Annotated in this window: 13 protein-coding genes and 1 pseudogene; 9 read left to right on the top strand and 5 right to left on the bottom strand. The window is 72.7% G+C overall.

Annotated elements, in window-relative coordinates:
* Window positions 1–37: 37 nt before the first annotated feature.
* Window positions 38–1,033: a transcriptional regulator gene (locus tag ABEA87_RS20205; RefSeq protein ID WP_345631670.1), complete on the bottom strand. Its 996-nt coding sequence runs from the start codon at window positions 1,031–1,033 to the stop codon at window positions 38–40.
* A 110-nt stretch (window positions 1,034–1,143) separates the two neighbouring features.
* Between ABEA87_RS20205 and ABEA87_RS20200 the strand changes: the two genes are divergently transcribed.
* Window positions 1,144–1,569 carry a pyridoxamine 5'-phosphate oxidase family protein gene (locus ABEA87_RS20200; RefSeq protein ID WP_345631668.1) on the top strand — a complete coding sequence of 142 codons (426 nt, stop codon included), beginning with the start codon at window positions 1,144–1,146 and terminating at the stop codon, window positions 1,567–1,569.
* 30 nt (window positions 1,570–1,599) lie between these two features.
* On the opposite strand, the gene ABEA87_RS20195 is transcribed toward ABEA87_RS20200, so the two are convergent.
* Entirely contained in the window at window positions 1,600–2,046 is a 447-nt protein-coding gene (locus tag ABEA87_RS20195; RefSeq protein ID WP_345631666.1) for a nitroreductase family deazaflavin-dependent oxidoreductase, read from the bottom strand.
* 73 nt (window positions 2,047–2,119) lie between these two features.
* Between ABEA87_RS20195 and ABEA87_RS20190 the strand changes: the two genes are divergently transcribed.
* The gene (locus ABEA87_RS20190) at window positions 2,120–2,593 is read left to right on the top strand and encodes a MarR family winged helix-turn-helix transcriptional regulator (RefSeq protein WP_345631665.1); all 474 of its coding nucleotides are present in this window, start codon (window positions 2,120–2,122) and stop codon (window positions 2,591–2,593) included.
* A gap of 15 nt (window positions 2,594–2,608) precedes the next feature.
* Here ABEA87_RS20190 and ABEA87_RS20185 read toward each other — a convergent pair whose 3' ends face one another.
* Window positions 2,609–3,619, bottom strand: coding sequence for an SDR family oxidoreductase (locus tag ABEA87_RS20185; RefSeq protein WP_425570916.1), 1,011 nt, complete (start codon window positions 3,617–3,619; stop codon window positions 2,609–2,611).
* A gap of 82 nt (window positions 3,620–3,701) precedes the next feature.
* On the opposite strand from ABEA87_RS20185, the pseudogene ABEA87_RS20180 reads away from it, so the two are divergent.
* The 3 genes and pseudogenes from ABEA87_RS20180 to ABEA87_RS20170 form a co-directional block, all read left to right on the top strand.
* A pseudogene (locus tag ABEA87_RS20180) lies at window positions 3,702–4,685 on the top strand (DNA topoisomerase IB); the annotation flags it as partial.
* A gap of 164 nt (window positions 4,686–4,849) precedes the next feature.
* Window positions 4,850–5,581 (top strand): MgtC/SapB family protein, encoded by a 732-nt coding sequence (locus ABEA87_RS20175; RefSeq protein ID WP_345631660.1) that lies wholly within the window; start codon window positions 4,850–4,852, stop codon window positions 5,579–5,581.
* A 29-nt stretch (window positions 5,582–5,610) separates the two neighbouring features.
* Window positions 5,611–6,138 (top strand): DUF5709 domain-containing protein, encoded by a 528-nt coding sequence (locus tag ABEA87_RS20170; protein ID WP_345631658.1) that lies wholly within the window; start codon window positions 5,611–5,613, stop codon window positions 6,136–6,138.
* A gap of 70 nt (window positions 6,139–6,208) precedes the next feature.
* On the opposite strand, the gene ABEA87_RS20165 is transcribed toward ABEA87_RS20170, so the two are convergent.
* Together ABEA87_RS20165 and ABEA87_RS42665 are read right to left on the bottom strand one after the other, a co-directional pair.
* Window positions 6,209–9,319: a GH92 family glycosyl hydrolase gene (locus tag ABEA87_RS20165; protein WP_345631656.1), complete on the bottom strand. Its 3,111-nt coding sequence runs from the start codon at window positions 9,317–9,319 to the stop codon at window positions 6,209–6,211.
* Window positions 9,320–9,452: 133 nt separating this feature from the next.
* A complete protein-coding gene (locus tag ABEA87_RS42665; RefSeq protein ID WP_425570915.1) occupies window positions 9,453–10,322 on the bottom strand; it encodes a winged helix-turn-helix domain-containing protein in 870 nt (289 codons plus the stop codon).
* 348 nt (window positions 10,323–10,670) lie between these two features.
* Here ABEA87_RS42665 and ABEA87_RS20155 point away from each other — a divergent pair, with 348 nt between their 5' ends.
* The 4 genes from ABEA87_RS20155 (at window position 10,671) to ABEA87_RS20140 (ending at window position 14,894) form a co-directional block, all read left to right on the top strand.
* Complete coding sequence (locus ABEA87_RS20155) at window positions 10,671–11,648, top strand: Gfo/Idh/MocA family protein (protein ID WP_345631654.1); 978 nt, start codon at window positions 10,671–10,673, stop codon at window positions 11,646–11,648.
* Between the two features lie 71 nt (window positions 11,649–11,719).
* Entirely contained in the window at window positions 11,720–12,544 is an 825-nt protein-coding gene (locus ABEA87_RS20150) for an SAM-dependent methyltransferase (RefSeq protein WP_345631652.1), read from the top strand.
* Between the two features lie 233 nt (window positions 12,545–12,777).
* Complete coding sequence (locus ABEA87_RS20145) at window positions 12,778–13,602, top strand: SAM-dependent methyltransferase (RefSeq protein ID WP_345631739.1); 825 nt, start codon at window positions 12,778–12,780, stop codon at window positions 13,600–13,602.
* Window positions 13,603–14,081: 479 nt separating this feature from the next.
* Window positions 14,082–14,894, top strand: a complete 813-nt coding sequence (locus ABEA87_RS20140; protein ID WP_345631737.1) for an SAM-dependent methyltransferase — start codon at window positions 14,082–14,084, stop codon at window positions 14,892–14,894.
* Window positions 14,895–15,008 lie beyond the last annotated feature (114 nt).

The following is a 15,008-nucleotide window of genomic DNA, read 5'->3' as shown; positions in this document are numbered from 1 at the left end:
CCGGTGCCGGGGTTCCCGCCGCGCGGGGTCGGCGGCGTCATGACGGACTGTCGATCCCGAGCGCGACCGGGGTGGCATCCGCCCGCGGTACCACGGCGTCGTGCGGCGGCGCCGAGTCCTCCGCCGATACAGTGGCGTCGCCGGCCAGCCGGAGGGCGATCGGTTCCTCGGGTGCCAGCACGCGGAACTGGTCCCGGGCCAGCACCGCGGCCCGGTTCTCCACCAGGTGCGCGGCCTCGGAGACCCAGACGCAGGCCACGAACGGCCGCTGCGCCAGCCACACCACTGCCGAGGCCGCACCGTTCGCGCCGCCCGCGTCGAACCGGTACGCGCGGGCCTTGAGGAGGCCGGGCACGTGCGCCGTGGATTCGTCCAATGTGGACAGTATTGCGCGCGGGCCCAACGGGTCGCCCAGCTCGACCAGCAGTACGGCGGCCCGCCCGATCCCGTCCGGGTCCCGCCACCGGCGCACGTAACCGTCGCGCAGGTGGTGGCTCAGAAACGCCATCCGCTGCGCCTCGTAGCCCGGCCAGGGCCCGAAGCCCTCGGGCACCCGGAACCCGTCGCCCATCGGCCCCTCGGCCTCGACCGAGTAGCCGGCGTAGGTGTTCCGCAGGATCAGCTCCGCGCACCGGCCGGCCCGCGGCGGCGCGGCGGACGGCTTGAGAAGCGGCGCGACGAAGCCCGCGCTCCCGGCGGCGACCGAGGCGGCCCCGCCGCCGGCCGGATCGGGGCCCAGCGCGGCGGCCAGCACCGCCACCACGGCGCGCTCGGCGTCGACGGCGGCGCGCCCGGCGCCGGTCAGCGAGGCCCAGGTGCGTGGGCGCCGCTGCTCAAAGGTCTTCTCCACCAGCACATACCCCGCTTCCTCCAGCACCCGAAGGTGGCGGCCGAGCCCGCCGTCGGACTGGCCCAGCGTGTCGCGCAGGTCGGTGAAGCTGATCCGGTCGCACCGACTCAGCAGGGCCAGCACTCCCAGCCGGACGCGCTGGTGCGCCAGCTCGTCGATCCGCTGCGTCGGATGGGGTGACACGGACAGCTCTCCTCACGAAAGAACTCTCGGAACGAGAGCATCGTAGGACGCGCCGGCCCCGCCGCGCCAGAGCCCGGGCGGGTCACCCCGGCGAGGCATAGACTTCGGCGATGCCGCTGAACCTCGATGAGCGCCAGCGCTTCCTGGCCCAGCCGCACATCGCCGCGCTGTCGGTGACGGCCGGCGATCACCACGGGCCGCTGAGCGTGCCGATCTGGTTCCAGTACACGCCGGGCGGCGAGGCCTGGATCATGACGGGCGCCGCGTCGCCCAAGGCCCGGCTCATCGCCGCGTCCGGCCGCTTCACGCTGATGGTGCAGCGGCTCGCGCCGACGATGCGGTACGTCAGCGTGGAGGGGCCGGTGACCCGGACGGTGCCGGCGACCGACGCGCTGCTGCACGAGATCAGCGCGCGGTACCTGCCGGCGGAGAAGGTCGCGCCCTACGTCGAGGTGGCCAAGGCCGAGCACGGCGAGCAGGTGGTCATCTACCTCCGCCCGGAGCGCTGGCTGTCGGCCGATCTCGGCGCGGTCTGACCCCGCCGGCTCGGCCCACCCCGCCCGTTCTCAGGGGCGCCGGTCGAGCAGCACGACGGGGATCTCCCGCGCCGTGGCCGCCTGGTAGGCCACGAAGTTGGGGCTGTCGGCGACGATCCGTTCGATCAGCGCGTCACGCTGCTCGCCGGTGGTGAGCACGGCCGTTGCGGCGAACGTCTCGGCGCCCACCTCGACCGTCACCGCGGGGTGCGCGGTCAGGTTGTGGAACCAGTCCGGGTGCCGGTGCGCTCCCGCGTTCGCGGCCACGACGACGTAGCGCGCGCCGTCGGGCAGGTAGCGCAGCGCGGTGGTACGCGGCCGGCCGGTCCTGGCCCCGGTCGTGGTGAGCAGGAGCAGCGGCATGCCCGCGAAGTGCCCCCCGACCGTGCCGGCGTTGGCCCGGAACTCGTCGATCACCTGCCGCTGGCGCTCGGACCAAGCGGTGCGGTCGGACCTGGCAAGTGTGCCGTCGCCCATCGCGCGACTCCCTCATTTAATAGTGGTGTACCACCACTATATAGCGATCCGCGCCGGCTGGGATGATCGGCCTATGCGCGTACCCGACGACCTGCCCGAACCCGGCGACGAGCGACTGCGGCTGGTGCTCGAGGCGGACCTCGCCCTGCTGGCCACCGCCGCCCGCCTGCGCCAGCACTGGGCCGCCCACGCGGCGGCGGTGGGCCTGTCCACCGCCCAGGTGAAGGTCCTGCTGCTGCTGGCGCCGGGCGAGTCCGTCCCGATGCGCGGCCTGGCCGCCCGGCTCGACTACGACGCGTCGAACCTGAGCACCCTGGTGGACCGCCTCCAGCGGCGCGGGATCGTCGAGCGTCGCGCCGATCCCGCCGACCGGCGGATCAAGGGCCTCGCGCTCACCGCCGAGGGCGAGCGGGTACGGGCCGACTTCTGGCGCGGCCTGACCGGGGATCCGGGGCCGCTCGCCCCGCTCGGCGAGGACGACCTCCGGACGCTGGCCGCACTGCTCGGCACCGCGGAGGCGCCCGCCGGAGGGGTCAGCACCGTCTGACCGGGCAGCGACCGATCAGCGCCGCTTCAGCCCGGCAGCGGCGGCGGTCGCCGCGGCGGCCAGCCCGGCGACCCCGGCCGCGATCAGGCCGTGGTGCTGCGAGGCCCAGAGCTGGACGCTACGGGAGGTGGACCGGTCGTCGAACCGGCCGTGCGCCCCGTAGTCCGGGCCGTTCTCGTCGTCGACCGGGTGCCACAGGTTGGCCGGCTGGTCGTCCTCGCGCCGCGGCTTGTCCTGCTGCGAGGAGTACCCGGTCCGGGCCAGGTACCGGTCGAGGATGCCCGGCGCCACCGCATTGGCCAGCAGCGTTCCCGCCGTGGAGCCGCCGATCCAGTACTCGCGACGGCGCGGGTGGTCGGCGGCGTACGCGATGCCCCGGGCGGCGACCTCCGGTTGGTAGATCGGCGGTACCGGCTGGGCCTTGTTGGTCAGCCGCGACTTGACCCAGTCGAACTGCGGGGTGTTCACGGCCGGCAGCTGCACCATGGTCACCCGTACCGCGCTCTTGTCGTGCAGCAGCTCGCAGCGCAGCGACTCGTTGAAGCCCTGGATCGCGTGCTTGGCGCCGCAGTACGCGCTCTGCAGCGGGATGCCCCGGTAGGCCAGGGCGGAGCCGACCTGCACGATCGTGCCGTGATCGCGGGGCAGCATGCGGTCCAGCGCCGCCCGGGTGCCGTACACGTAGCCGAGGTAGGTGACCTCGGTGATGCGCCGGAACTCGGCGGGCGTGATCTGGGTGAACGGCGCGAACACCGACGAGAACGCGTCATTGATCCAGACGTCGATCGGGCCCAGTTTCTCCTCGATCATCGAGGCCGCCCCGTCCACCGCGTCGTAGTCGGCCACGTCGACCTCGATGGCCAGCGGGGTGCCGCCGGCCTCCATCACGTCCTCGGCGGCCCCGTCCAGTCCGTCGGCGCCGCGGGCGAGCAGCGCCACCTTGTCGCCCCGCCCGGCAAAAAGCCGCGCGACCGCCCGGCCCACCCCGCCACTGGCCCCGGTCACCACGATCACCCGTTGCGACACGTCCGCTCCTTCACCTCGAATGCCCTGCGCGTACCCAGTACCCGATGATTCGAGGCTGAAATCCTCGGGTACTGCTCGCGCCATGCGCCTGCGACGCAGCGCACCGGATGGCCCCGGCTACCGCCGCCGCCGGCGCGGATCCGGCTTCAGCTACGTCGATCAGCACGATCGACCGCTGACCGACCCCGCGGAGCTGGACCGGTGTCGTGCCCTGGTTATCCCGCCCGCGTGGCGCGATGTCTGGATCTGTCCCGATCCGGCGGGGCACATCCAGGCGGTGGGCACCGACGCGGCGGGCCGGCGCCAGTACCTGTACCACCCGCACTGGCGGCTGCGCCGGGACCGGCGCAAGTTCGATCGGGTGCTGGCGGTGGCCGCCCGGCTGCCCCGGCTGCGCCGGCGGGTCCGCGCCGACCTCGCCGACCGGGAGCTGACCCGGCGCCGGGCGCTGGCGCTGGCCGCCCGGCTGATCGACCTCGGCCTGTTCCGGGTCGGCGGGGACGAGTACGCCGACGGTGAGGACGCCACGTACGGCGTGGCCACGCTGGAGGCAGGGCACGTCACCCTCAACGGGGACACCGCGCACTTCCGGTACCGGGCCAAGGGCGGGATCCCTCGCGAGATCACCATCACCGACCCCCGGGTCTCGGCGACCATCCGGGCGCTGCGCCGCTACCGGCAGCGCAACCAGCGGCTGCTGGCGTACCGCAGCGGCAGCAGGTGGGCCGAGATCCGCAGCGGCGACGTCAACGAGTACCTGCGCGCCGCCAGCGGCGGCGAGATGACCGCCAAGGATCTGCGTACCTGGCACGCGACGGTGCTGGCCGCGTCCGCCCTGGCCCGGCTCGGGCTGCCCTCCTCGCCGACCGGGGCGCGCCGGACGGTGGCCCGGGTGATGCGGGAGGTGTCCGCGGAGCTGGGCAACACCCCGGCCGTGCTCCGCGCGTCGTACGTCGACCCGCGCGTGGTGGACCTGTTCCACCGGGGAACCACCATCGAACCGTCGCGGAGCCGCCGGACCGGCCCGGCGGCCGAGTCGGCGGTGCTCGACCTGTTGAGCGGTGCCGCGACCCGCATGCCCGGAGCGGCGGCAGCCTCCCGTTCGGCCGGAGCGGCGGCAGCCTCCCGTTCGGCCGGCGCGACGGGGGCCTCCCGTTCGGCCGGGGCGACGGCGGCGGCCCGGCGCGGCCGGCGCACCGCCTCGGGCCGCTCCGCCCCGGAGCGGTCGCGTTGACCGGGACCGGGCTGCTGCTCAGCGCGCCCGGGCTGACCACGCTGGCCGTCGACGGCGAGTCCCCGCGGGAACGCCCGCTGGAGGTGGTGGTCCGGCTGCTGGTCGCGTTCGTGCTGAGCTACGCACTCGGGTACGAACGGGAGCTACGCGGCTCACCGGCCGGTGAGCGCACCTTCGCGCTCATCGGGGTCGGTACCGCGCTGGTGGGCGTGCTGGCCGGGCACGGCAGCCCCAACGCCCTGGTGGGTGCCGTCACCGGTGTCGGGTTCATCGGCGGCGGCCTGGTGTTCCGGGTGGCCACCCAGGAAGGCGACGTGCTGCGCGGCATCACCACGGCCGCGGCGATCTTCGCGACCGCGACGATCGGCTCCGCGTGCGGCGAGGGCTTCCTGGTCGCCGCCACGGTCGGCTGCGCCCTGCTGCTGCTGGTGCTCGAATTCGGCCGGATACCCGGGCTGAAAATCCTCGACGCGCGCCGCTGGGCGGACCGGTTCGACGACGACCTGGAGTATCGGGGCCTGCCGGTCAAGGAGGGCGTGGACCCGGCGTCCGACCGAGGGCCGGGGCCGACGAAGGCCAAGCCCGCACAGGATCCGGGCGGCGACGGGCAGGGCAGCGGCGGACAGGGCAGCGGCGGCGGAGAGAGCGGCGACCGACAGGGCGGCGAGAATCCCGGCAATCCCGAAACCACCGACCGCGGCGGTGATGATCGCGGCCGGGGGGGTTGACCGGCCCGCCCCCGGGTACCCAACCGGACATGCGTACCGACGACACCTACCCTCGCAAGCTCGTCGACCCCGCCGCGGACGGCATCCCCGAGGTCGCCGACGACGACTCGACCGCCTACGACGAGGTCGACTCGCGCTCGGGGCGCATCGCCGAGGGCGAGGATTCGATGGCGCTGCCCGGCGACCGCGAGGACGGCCCGATGGCCCTGGACGAGTTCGGCCTCACCCCCGACGAACAGCTCGCCGGGCAGGACCTGGAGTCCCGGCTGGCCCGGGAGGAGCCCGAGGTGACCGAGGCCGGGCTGCCCACCACCCACTTCCAGGACAGCGACGCGGAATCACCGGACCCGCAGACGGGATCGCAGGTGTCGATGTACGACCGGCCGGGGCTGGACCCGCTCCAGGAGGGCCGGGTGGGCCGCATCGTCCAGCCGGACGAGGGCGGATACAACGACACCGAGAGCGACCAGATCGGCTACGACGCGGGCGCCGCGGGCGGTGGCGCCGCCGCCGAGGAGGCCGCGATGCACCAGTTCCGGGACGACCAGGTGACGTAGCGCCCAGCCGGTGGCTGACAGTTCTACCGGCCGGGGCGCCGTGGCGCGGCGCCCCGGCCGGTTCATCGGGTCAGGACGGCAGGTGCCACTGCTGGTTCGTGGCGCTCGAGCAGTCCCAGATTTCCAGCTGCGTGCCGTTGGCCGTGTTGCCGCCGGGCACGTCCAGGCAGCGGCCCGAGTTCGGGTTCAGCAGCGTCCCGCCTGACTGCGGCGACCAGACCTGCGCGCCGGTGTTGTTGCAGGTGTAGAGCTGGACCAGCGTGCCGTTGGCCGTGCCGCTGCTGGTCACGTCCATGCACTTGCCCAGCGCGGACAGGCTGCCGTTGGAATTGACCGTCCAGGTCTGCGCACCGGTGTTGTTGCAGTCGTAGAGCTGGACGTGCGTGCCGTCGGTCGTCCCGCTGTTGGCCACGTCGACGCACTTGCCGGCCAGGCCGGTGATCGGACCGGTCCCGGTGCCACCGCCGGTGCCGGTGCCACCGCCCGAGGCGTACACCTCCAGCTCGTAGATGCGGGCGGCGTTGTTGCCGTTGTTGGTGGGGGTGGTGGTGGTCAGCCGCACGTACCGGGCCGACCGGGCGGCGATCGGGTTGTAGGTGCGGCTGGCGCGGGATCCGGTCACCGTGACGGCCGTGCTCCAGGTGCTGTTGTCGGTACTGGTGGCGATCGTGTACGCGCCGGTGTTCCAGCCGGTCGACTCGCCACCGAGGCCGGCGTGCTTGACCACGAACGAGCCGACGGTCCGCGCCGAGCCCAAATCGACGGTCAGCGACGCGTTCGCCGTCGTGGAGCACCACTTGCTGTTGTTGGCCAGGGATCCGTCCACCGCGTTGGCGCTGCCCTCGGTCGACGCGCACGCCGTCGAGGCGGTGGTCGGCCGGCCCAGCGCCAGGTTCGTGCCCAGGTTCGGCGCGGCCGGTGGCTGCGCGGCCCCGTCGGGGAACGAGGGCGGCACGTCGGAGGCGCCGGTGCCCCACGAACTCGGCGAGGCGCCCATCGTGTACGACAGGGTGCCACCGGCCGCCAGGTCCGGGTAGCGCACGTAGTTGTGCGTGGTACCCGCACCGTTGACCGACAGCGACTGCACGTACGAACCGGAGCCGCTGGCCGTGATCGTCACGTTGCCGCTCGCGCGCTGGATCAGGATGGACGGGAACGACGGCCCGTGCAGCGCGAGGGTGTCCGCGCCCGGGGTGGCCGGGTACATGCCCATCGCGGCCCACACGTACCAGGCCGAGGTGGCGCCCAGGTCGTCGTTGCCGGGCAGCCCGCCGGCCGCGGTGTTGAAGCCCTGGCTCATCACCTTGTGTACCGCGTCGGCGGTGCCGGCCGGGTCACCGGCGAAGTTGTACGCCCACGGCACCCCGTGCTCGGGTTCGTTGCCGATGTAGAAGTACGGCGTGGTGAGGCCGCCGTTGACCTGGGTGAAGTGCTGGTTGAGCCGCTGGACGGCGGTGGGCGCGCCGCCCATCAGGTTGATCAGGCCGGAGAAGTCGTAGGTGACCATCCAGGTGTACTGGGCCGGGTTGCCCTCGGTGTACCCGCTGTTGCTGGCCGGGTTGACCGGCCACGCCCAGGAGCCGTCACTGTTGTGCGGGCTGACGTAGGAGGAGTCCGGGTTGAAGGTGTTCTGCCAGTACTGCGCCCGGGTCGAGTAGGTGTTGTAGAGGCTGGTGTTGCCCAGCGCCTTGGCGAACTGGGCGATGGCGAAGTCGGACGCGGAGTATTCCAGGGAGTCCGAGGGGTCCTCGCCGATGTAGTGCTTGGACAGGTACTCGCTCTCCCGTCCCCGCATCGAGCTGCCCTGCGTGGTGCCGCCGTTGCTGGACTTGTCCATCAGGGACAGTGCGGTGGCGGTGTCGAAGTTGCGCACCCCGAACTGGTACGCGCTGTCCACGATGATCGGTCCGGGATCGCCGGTCATGACGAAGTCCTCGGCGTTCTCCTGCGACCACTTGGGCAGCAGGCCGCCCTGCTGGCCGTCGAGCACCATGGACTTCACCACATCGGTCATCACGTCGGGCGCCACGAACGCGACCAGCGCCGACCAGGAACGGTAGATGTCCCAGCCGGAGTAGTTCTGGTAGACGGTCATGCCGCTGGCGGTGTGGGTGGTGTGGTCGAAGCCGGAGTACTGGCCGTTCACATCGCTGGCCACGTTCGGGCTCTGGAACACGTGGTACAGCGCCGTGTAGAACTTCTGCAGGTCGGCGGTCGCGCCGCCGGAGACCTGGACCCGGTTGAGCATGGTGTTCCAGGTGGTGTTCGCGTTGGCCCGTACGGTGTCGAACGGCGCCTGCTCGGCGGCGAGGTTGGCCTGCGCCCCGGCCACGCTCACGTAGGACAGCGCGATGGTGGCCTGCACGGTCGAGTTGCCGGTGGTGTCGAAGGTGACGTACGCGCCGGTGTTGGTGCCGCTGGTCGACCCGGAGCCGGCCGAGACGGTACCGCCGCTCCAGGTGCCGTGCGCGGCGGGCGCCCGGTCGAACTGGATGGCGAAGTAGATCGGGTACGTCTTGGACGAGCCGCAGAACCCGCCCGCCGTGGTGTTGCCGGTGACCGTCGAGCCGCTGATCGTCACCGAGCCGCTGCGGCTGCCGGTGGCGCTGCGACTGGTGTTGATGAGCAGCGTCGCGCTGGTGGTGGCGGGGTAGGTCAGCCGGGCCACCCCGGTGCGCGTGGTGGCCGCGAGCTCGACCGTCGTCGAGTACTTGTCCAGCCGGTTCTTGTAGTAGCCCGGCGCGGCGGACTCGTTGGCCTTGGTGTACCCGGACGCGTAGCTGGTCCACCCGGTGCCGGGCGAGGTGCCGATGCCGCCGGTGATGGGCAGCAGGTTCAGGTCCTCGTTGTTGGGGCAGCCGGCACCGTCGAAGTGCGTCAGGCTGAAGTCCTCGATGCTGGTGTCCGCGAACCGGTAGCCCGACGGGGACGCGGTCGGGGTGTCCGGGCTGAACTGCACCATGCCGAAGGGCACCTCGGCACCGGGGTAGGTGCTGCCGCCGGCGCCGCCCGGTACTGGGTTCGGGGCGTTGCTGTCGTCGGTACCGATGAACGGGTTGACGTACTGGGTGAGGTTGAGCGTGGCGGCGTGTGCCGCGGTGCCGGTGGCGGCCAGCCCGGCGACCACGAGCAGACCGGTGGACAGGGCACTGAGCAGGGCACGGGTCGGGCTTCGGGACATGTCGACCTCCTCAGGGAGCGACCGTTGACAACGTTGTCTCGAACCGACCGAAGCTCCCCCGGTTCGTCGCTGTGGGAGACAACGTTGACATCGATCTGTATCGACATATAAATAGTGGAGGTGATCGATGGTGTCAAGTACGGGCGGGCGCACCGTCCAGCACCGCCACCTGGCCGGCGTCGTCCAGCCGGTACCCGACGCCCCGCACGGTCGAGATGACCGGCCCCGGCTCGCCCAGCTTCATCCTCAGCCGGCGCACGTGCACGTCCACGGTGCGCTGGCCGCTGACCAGTTCGTACCCCCAGACCTGGCTCAGCAGTTGGGAGCGGCTGAACACCCGGCGCGGGTGCCGGCACAGAAAGGCCAGCAGGTCGTACTCGCGGCGGGTCAGCCGGATCGGCGCGCCGGCGCGCAGCACCATCCGAGAGTCGAGGTGGACGTGCAGGGAGGGACCGGGCGCGACGGCGCTCCCGGTCGCGCTGGCCCCCACCGCGCCGGCGGTAGCGACGGCACCGATCGGGTTGGCGGGGTCGGCGGCATCGGCCGGACCCCCGGGCGCCGTGGCGACCGAGGGGGCGCCGGTTGACAGGAGAGCGACGGCGGCGGGCGCGGCGCCGGACGCCGCCGCAATTGACGCGCCGGCCGGCGCCTCGTTGACGGCGCCGGTCCGCGCCTGGTTGGGTGCGCCGGTCCGCGCCTCGTTGCGTGCGCCGGTCGGCGCGAGGGTCACGGCGGCCGAGCCGGCGAGCCCGCGCAGGCTCTCGATGAACCCTGCCACCTCCGGCGGTATCGACCCGCCGGGCAGGTCGATCCGCACGGTGACCGCTATCGAGGCGGCCGGTGCCGCCGACTCATCCGGCGCGGAATCCGGCGCGCGGCGCGCATCGGGCTCGCCGGCAGCCGCGCCGCCGGGGCCCCACGCACCATGGCGGGCGGCGGTCAGCGCGCGGCGCGGGCGCGGGTGGACGGTGATGCTCAACGGGGATGGGACGGTTGCCAACACGATGAACTCCAACGGTGCCAAGGGCGCCGGCCGGGCCGGCAGCCCGAGCCGGCCGGCGGCCACCGGGGCAGGTGGCCTCACGAGGCCGAACGGCCACGGGACTGGGCGGCCAGGGAAAGGGGCAGCTACGAAGGGCGGGCGGTCAGGGAGTGCGAGAGGCCCGGACCGGACAGGCGCCGTCGAAGTGCTGCCCGCGACGGGAAATCCACATTGGATCCAGCAGCGCCGAGCTCATGGCCCCATCGTACCAGCAAAACCCATCGGAATAGTAGGTTTATTCGCGATCGGCGGTCCGAGTTCACGCGAGGCGCGCACCGGGTGCCGGCCTGACGGCGGTAGATTTCCGGCGTGACGACTCTACGGTTCGGTGTGCTGGGCGCGGCCCGGATCGCCCCGGCGGCACTGATCAAACCGGCCCGGGCGGTGCCCGACGCGATGGTGGCCGCCGTCGCCGCCCGGGATCCCGAGCGCGCCCGGGCGTTCGCCGCCCGGCACTCGATCCCCCGCGTTCATCCGGACTACGACCAACTGCTCGCGGACCCCGAATTGGACGCGGTCTACATCCCGACCCCCAACGGGCTGCACGCCCGGTGGACGCTCGCCGCGCTCGCGGCGGGCAAGCACGTGCTGTGCGAGAAGCCGCTGACCTCCAACGAGGACCAGGCGCGCGAGGTGGCCGACGCGGCGGACGCGGCCGGCCTCGTGGTGATGGAGGCGTTCCACTACCGGTACCACCCGGTGATGGCCCGGGTGCGCGGGCTGATCGACGAGGGCGCCATCGGCGCGGTGCGGCACGTGCGCGCCACGATGTGCTTCCCGCTGCCCCGGTTCTCCGACATCCGGTACCGGCTGGATCTGGCCGGCGGCGCCATGATGGACGCGGGCTGCTACGCGGTCAACGCGCTGCGCCTGATCGGCGGCGAGCCCAAGGTCAGTTCGGCGCGCGCCACCCTGCGCTCCCCCGGCGTCGACCGGGCGATGACCGCCCGGCTCGACTTTCCCGATGGCGCGACCGGCGAGCTGATCGCCAGCCTGTGGTCCCGGCACCTGCTCGGGCTGTCCCTGCGAGTCACCGGCGACGCGGGCTGGCTGCGCGTGTTCAACTACCTGATGCCCGGCATGTACCACCGGTTGACCTGGCACTCCGGCGGACGTACCCATCGGGAACGGGTGGCCGGCGAGTCGACGTACACGCACCAGCTGCGCGCCTTCGTCTCGGCGGTGCGCGAAGACGCCCCGGTGCCGACCTCGGCCCGCGACGGGGTCGCGAACATGCGCGTCATCGACGACATCTACCGCGCCGCCGGCCTGGCCCCCCGCAAGTAGCCGCCCGGGGCCGGCCCGGTCCGATTCCGGGCCGCGGCTATGCTGCCGGAACCGCTGCGAGAGAGGCACGGATGGACGAGACTCCGACCGGTACCCAGCCGGCCACCTCACGGATCGACACCAGTGTCGCGCACCCGGCGCGGCGCTACGACTACTTCCTCGGCGGCAAGGACAATTTCGCCGCCGACCGCGAGTCCGCCGACCGGATGATGACCGCGCTGCCGACCGCGCGCGTCTCCGCCCTGGAGAACCGACGGTTTCTGCGCCGGGCGGTGGAGCACCTGGCCGGCGAGGCCGGCATCCGCCAGTTCCTCGACATCGGCTCCGGCATCCCCACCAGCCCCAACACCCACGAGATCGCGCAGGGCATCGCACCCGACGCCCGCGTCGTCTACGTGGACAACGACCCGATCGTGCTCGCCCACGCCCGCGCGCTGCTGACCAGCGGCCCCGAGGGCGCCACCGCGTACGTCGACGCGGATCTGCGCGAGCCCCGGAGGATCCTGGAGCATCCCGACGTACGCGGCACCCTCGACCTGTCCCAACCGGTCGCGCTGATGCTCGTTGCCGTGCTCCACTTCATCCCCGACACCGATGACCCGCGCGGCCTGATCGCACCGCTGATCCAGGCCCTGGCGCCGGGCAGCTACCTGGTGCTGTCCCACGCCACCCTCGACTTCATGCCGGCGCGGGCGGCCGAGCACATCCGGAGCCTCACCAGCGCGGAGGGCTTCTACCCCCGCCCGAGGGCGGGGATCGAGACTCTGCTGTCCGGCCTCGACCCGGTGGACCCCGGCCTGGTGCCGACTCCCGAGTGGCGGTTGCAGCGGGAGCCGGCGCCCCGGCCGAGCGCCGCGGACGTGGCCGGGTACGCCGCGGTCGCCCGGGTGGCCTGACGGGCAGGTGGCCTGACAGGCGAGCGTGGGTTGCCCGGCCGCCCACCCCGGCGCCACGCCCTCGGACCCGCGCGGGTTCCCTACCGTCACCGCGCGCTGCCCCACGGCGAGCGGATTCGCCGCTACGATGGCCAGCGCCACAGCGCCGCGATCCGGGGGAGGCTCGGGTGGATGACCAACGGGTAGATGATCAGCGATCCGGGGCGAGGGATCCGCGGTCGGTCGCAGCGCGCATCGACACCTCGGCCGCGCACCCGCGGGGGCTCCATCCGCGCATCGACACCTCGGTGGCGCACCCCGCCCGGCGCTACGACTACCTGCTCGGCGGCAAGGACAACTTCGCCGCCGACCGCGAGTCCGCCGACCGGCTCATCGAAGCGTTCCCCACGATGCGCACCTGGGCCATGGAAAACCGCGCCTTCCTCCGCCGGGCGGTCACGCACCTGGCCGGCGAGGCCGGCATCCGCCAGTTCCTCGACATCGGCACCGGCATCCCCACCAGCCCCAACACCCACGAGATCGCGCAGGGCATCGCACCCGACGCCCGCGTCGTCTACGTGGACAACGATCCCATCGTGCTCGCCCACGCCCGCGCGCTGCTGTCCAGCACCCCCGAGGGCGCCACCGCCTATCTGGACGCCGACCTGCACAAGCCGCACGAGATCCTGGCTCACCCCGAGCTGCGCGGCACCCTCGACCTGTCTCAACCGGTCGCGCTGATGCTCGTTGCCGTGCTCCACTTCATCCCCGACAGCGATGACCCGCACGGCCTGATCGCACCGCTGATCCAGGCCCTGGCGCCGGGCAGCTACCTGGTCCTCTCCCACGTCACGTACGACTTCGTGCCCCGGGAGACCGCCGATCGGCTGAACCAGATCGTCGGCTCCGAGCCGTTCCGCGCCCGCAGCACCGCCGAGTTCGCCACGTTCTTCGACGGGCTCGACCCGGTGGACCCCGGCGTCGTTCCGGTGCAGGAGTGGCGCGCGGAGCACGAGCCGCAGCCCCGGCCCACGTCCGCCGAGGTCGGCGGCCTCGCCGGCATCGCCAGAATCGGCTGAGCACCGATCTCGACCGAGCCCCGATCTTGGCTGAGCCCCGATCTCGGCTGAGCCCCGACCGGCCGGACCCCGATCGGCCGAGCCGCAGTCGGCCGAGCCCCGATCGATCGAACCTGAACGGCTGAACCCGGGCGGCCGCATTCGATCGGCTGGGCCCGAAAGGCCGAGTGCGGGTCCGCCGAGCCCGGTGAACTGAGCCCGGTCGGCCGACCCCAGAGCCGAATCCCCGTCGCCTTCCGCCGCGTTTTCCCTGGCGAGAGGTTGGGCATGGCCGACCTGGAAGCGCTACCAGCCGCAGGGGTGGCGCGACTGCCGGGGCGAGCCCGCTGGAACGGTCAGGTCGAACGGGGGATCGGGCAAAGGGGGGAACAGTGAGCGCTCAGCAGCGGGAAGCAGAGGTCGAACCAGGCACTGCGGCGTCCCGGATCGACACCTCGGTGGCGCACCCGCGGGGGCTCCATCCGCGCGTCGACACCTCGGTGGCGCACCCGCGGGGGCTCCATCCGCGCGTCGACACCTCGGTGGCGCACCCGGCGCGGCGCTACGACTATTTTCTCGGTGGCAAGGACAACTTCGCCGCTGACCGCGAGTCCGGCGACCGGATCATCGCGGCCTTCCCGACCGTTCGGCTGTGGGCGACGGAGAACCGCGCCTTCCTCCGCCGCGCGGTCACGCACCTGACCGGCGAGGCCGGCATCCGCCAGTTCCTCGACATCGGCACCGGCATCCCCACCAGCCCCAACACCCACGAGATCGCGCAGGGCATCGCACCCGACGCCCGCGTCGTCTACGTGGACAACGACCCCATCGTGCTCACCCACGCCCGCGCGCTACTGTCCAGCACCGCCGACGGCGCCACCGCGTACGTCGACGCGGACCTGCGCGAGCCCGAGCTGATCCTGGCCGCCCCGGAGCTGCGCCAGACCATCGACCTGTCCCGGCCGGTCGCGCTCATGCTCGTCGCCGTGCTGCACTTCCTCGCCGACTCGGACGACCCGTCCGGCGTGGTCGACCGCCTGGTCGGCGCTCTCGCGCCGGGCAGCTACCTGGTCGTGTCCCACGTCTCGTTCGACTTCCTGCCGCCGAAGACCGTCAACCAGCTCAGCCGGGTCGCCCAGGCCGAGGCGCTGTGCCAGCGGTCAAAGGCGGAGCTGGGGTCGTTTTTCGAGGGCCTCGACCTCGTGGAGCCGGGCATCGTGCCGCTGGCCGAGTGGCGGGCCGAGCACGAGCCCCGGCCGCGTCCCACCGCCGCCGACGTGAGCTGCTACGCCACCGTCGCTCGCGTTCCCTGAGGGCTCTTCGCGGGTGATACCCGGTCGTGCCTTCCGTTAACATGGGAACGCTTACATAGACCGATGGCACCGCTCACGGGGGCGGGCCCTGGCGGGGACAGCCGGTGAGGTGGC

It is taken from the genome of Rugosimonospora acidiphila (assembly GCF_039543385.1).
Taxonomy (GTDB): domain Bacteria; phylum Actinomycetota; class Actinomycetes; order Mycobacteriales; family Micromonosporaceae; genus Rugosimonospora; species Rugosimonospora acidiphila.
Note: the sequence above shows the minus strand (reverse complement) of the source record. Positions and strands in the feature narration are given on the sequence as shown.

What these genes read in the sequence shown, in the direction of transcription:
- ABEA87_RS20200 (WP_345631668.1), top strand. Translation starts at nt 1,144, where the DNA reads ATGCCGCTGAACCTCGATGAGCGCCAGCGCTTCCTGGCCCAGCCGCAC.
- ABEA87_RS20195 (WP_345631666.1), bottom strand. Translation starts at nt 2,046, where the DNA reads ATGGGCGACGGCACACTTGCCAGGTCCGACCGCACCGCTTGGTCCGAG.
- ABEA87_RS20190 (WP_345631665.1), top strand. Translation starts at nt 2,120, where the DNA reads ATGCGCGTACCCGACGACCTGCCCGAACCCGGCGACGAGCGACTGCGG.
- ABEA87_RS20170 (WP_345631658.1), top strand. Translation starts at nt 5,611, where the DNA reads ATGCGTACCGACGACACCTACCCTCGCAAGCTCGTCGACCCCGCCGCG.
- ABEA87_RS20165 (WP_345631656.1), bottom strand. Translation starts at nt 9,319, where the DNA reads ATGTCCCGAAGCCCGACCCGTGCCCTGCTCAGTGCCCTGTCCACCGGT.
- ABEA87_RS20150 (WP_345631652.1), top strand. Translation starts at nt 11,720, where the DNA reads ATGGACGAGACTCCGACCGGTACCCAGCCGGCCACCTCACGGATCGAC.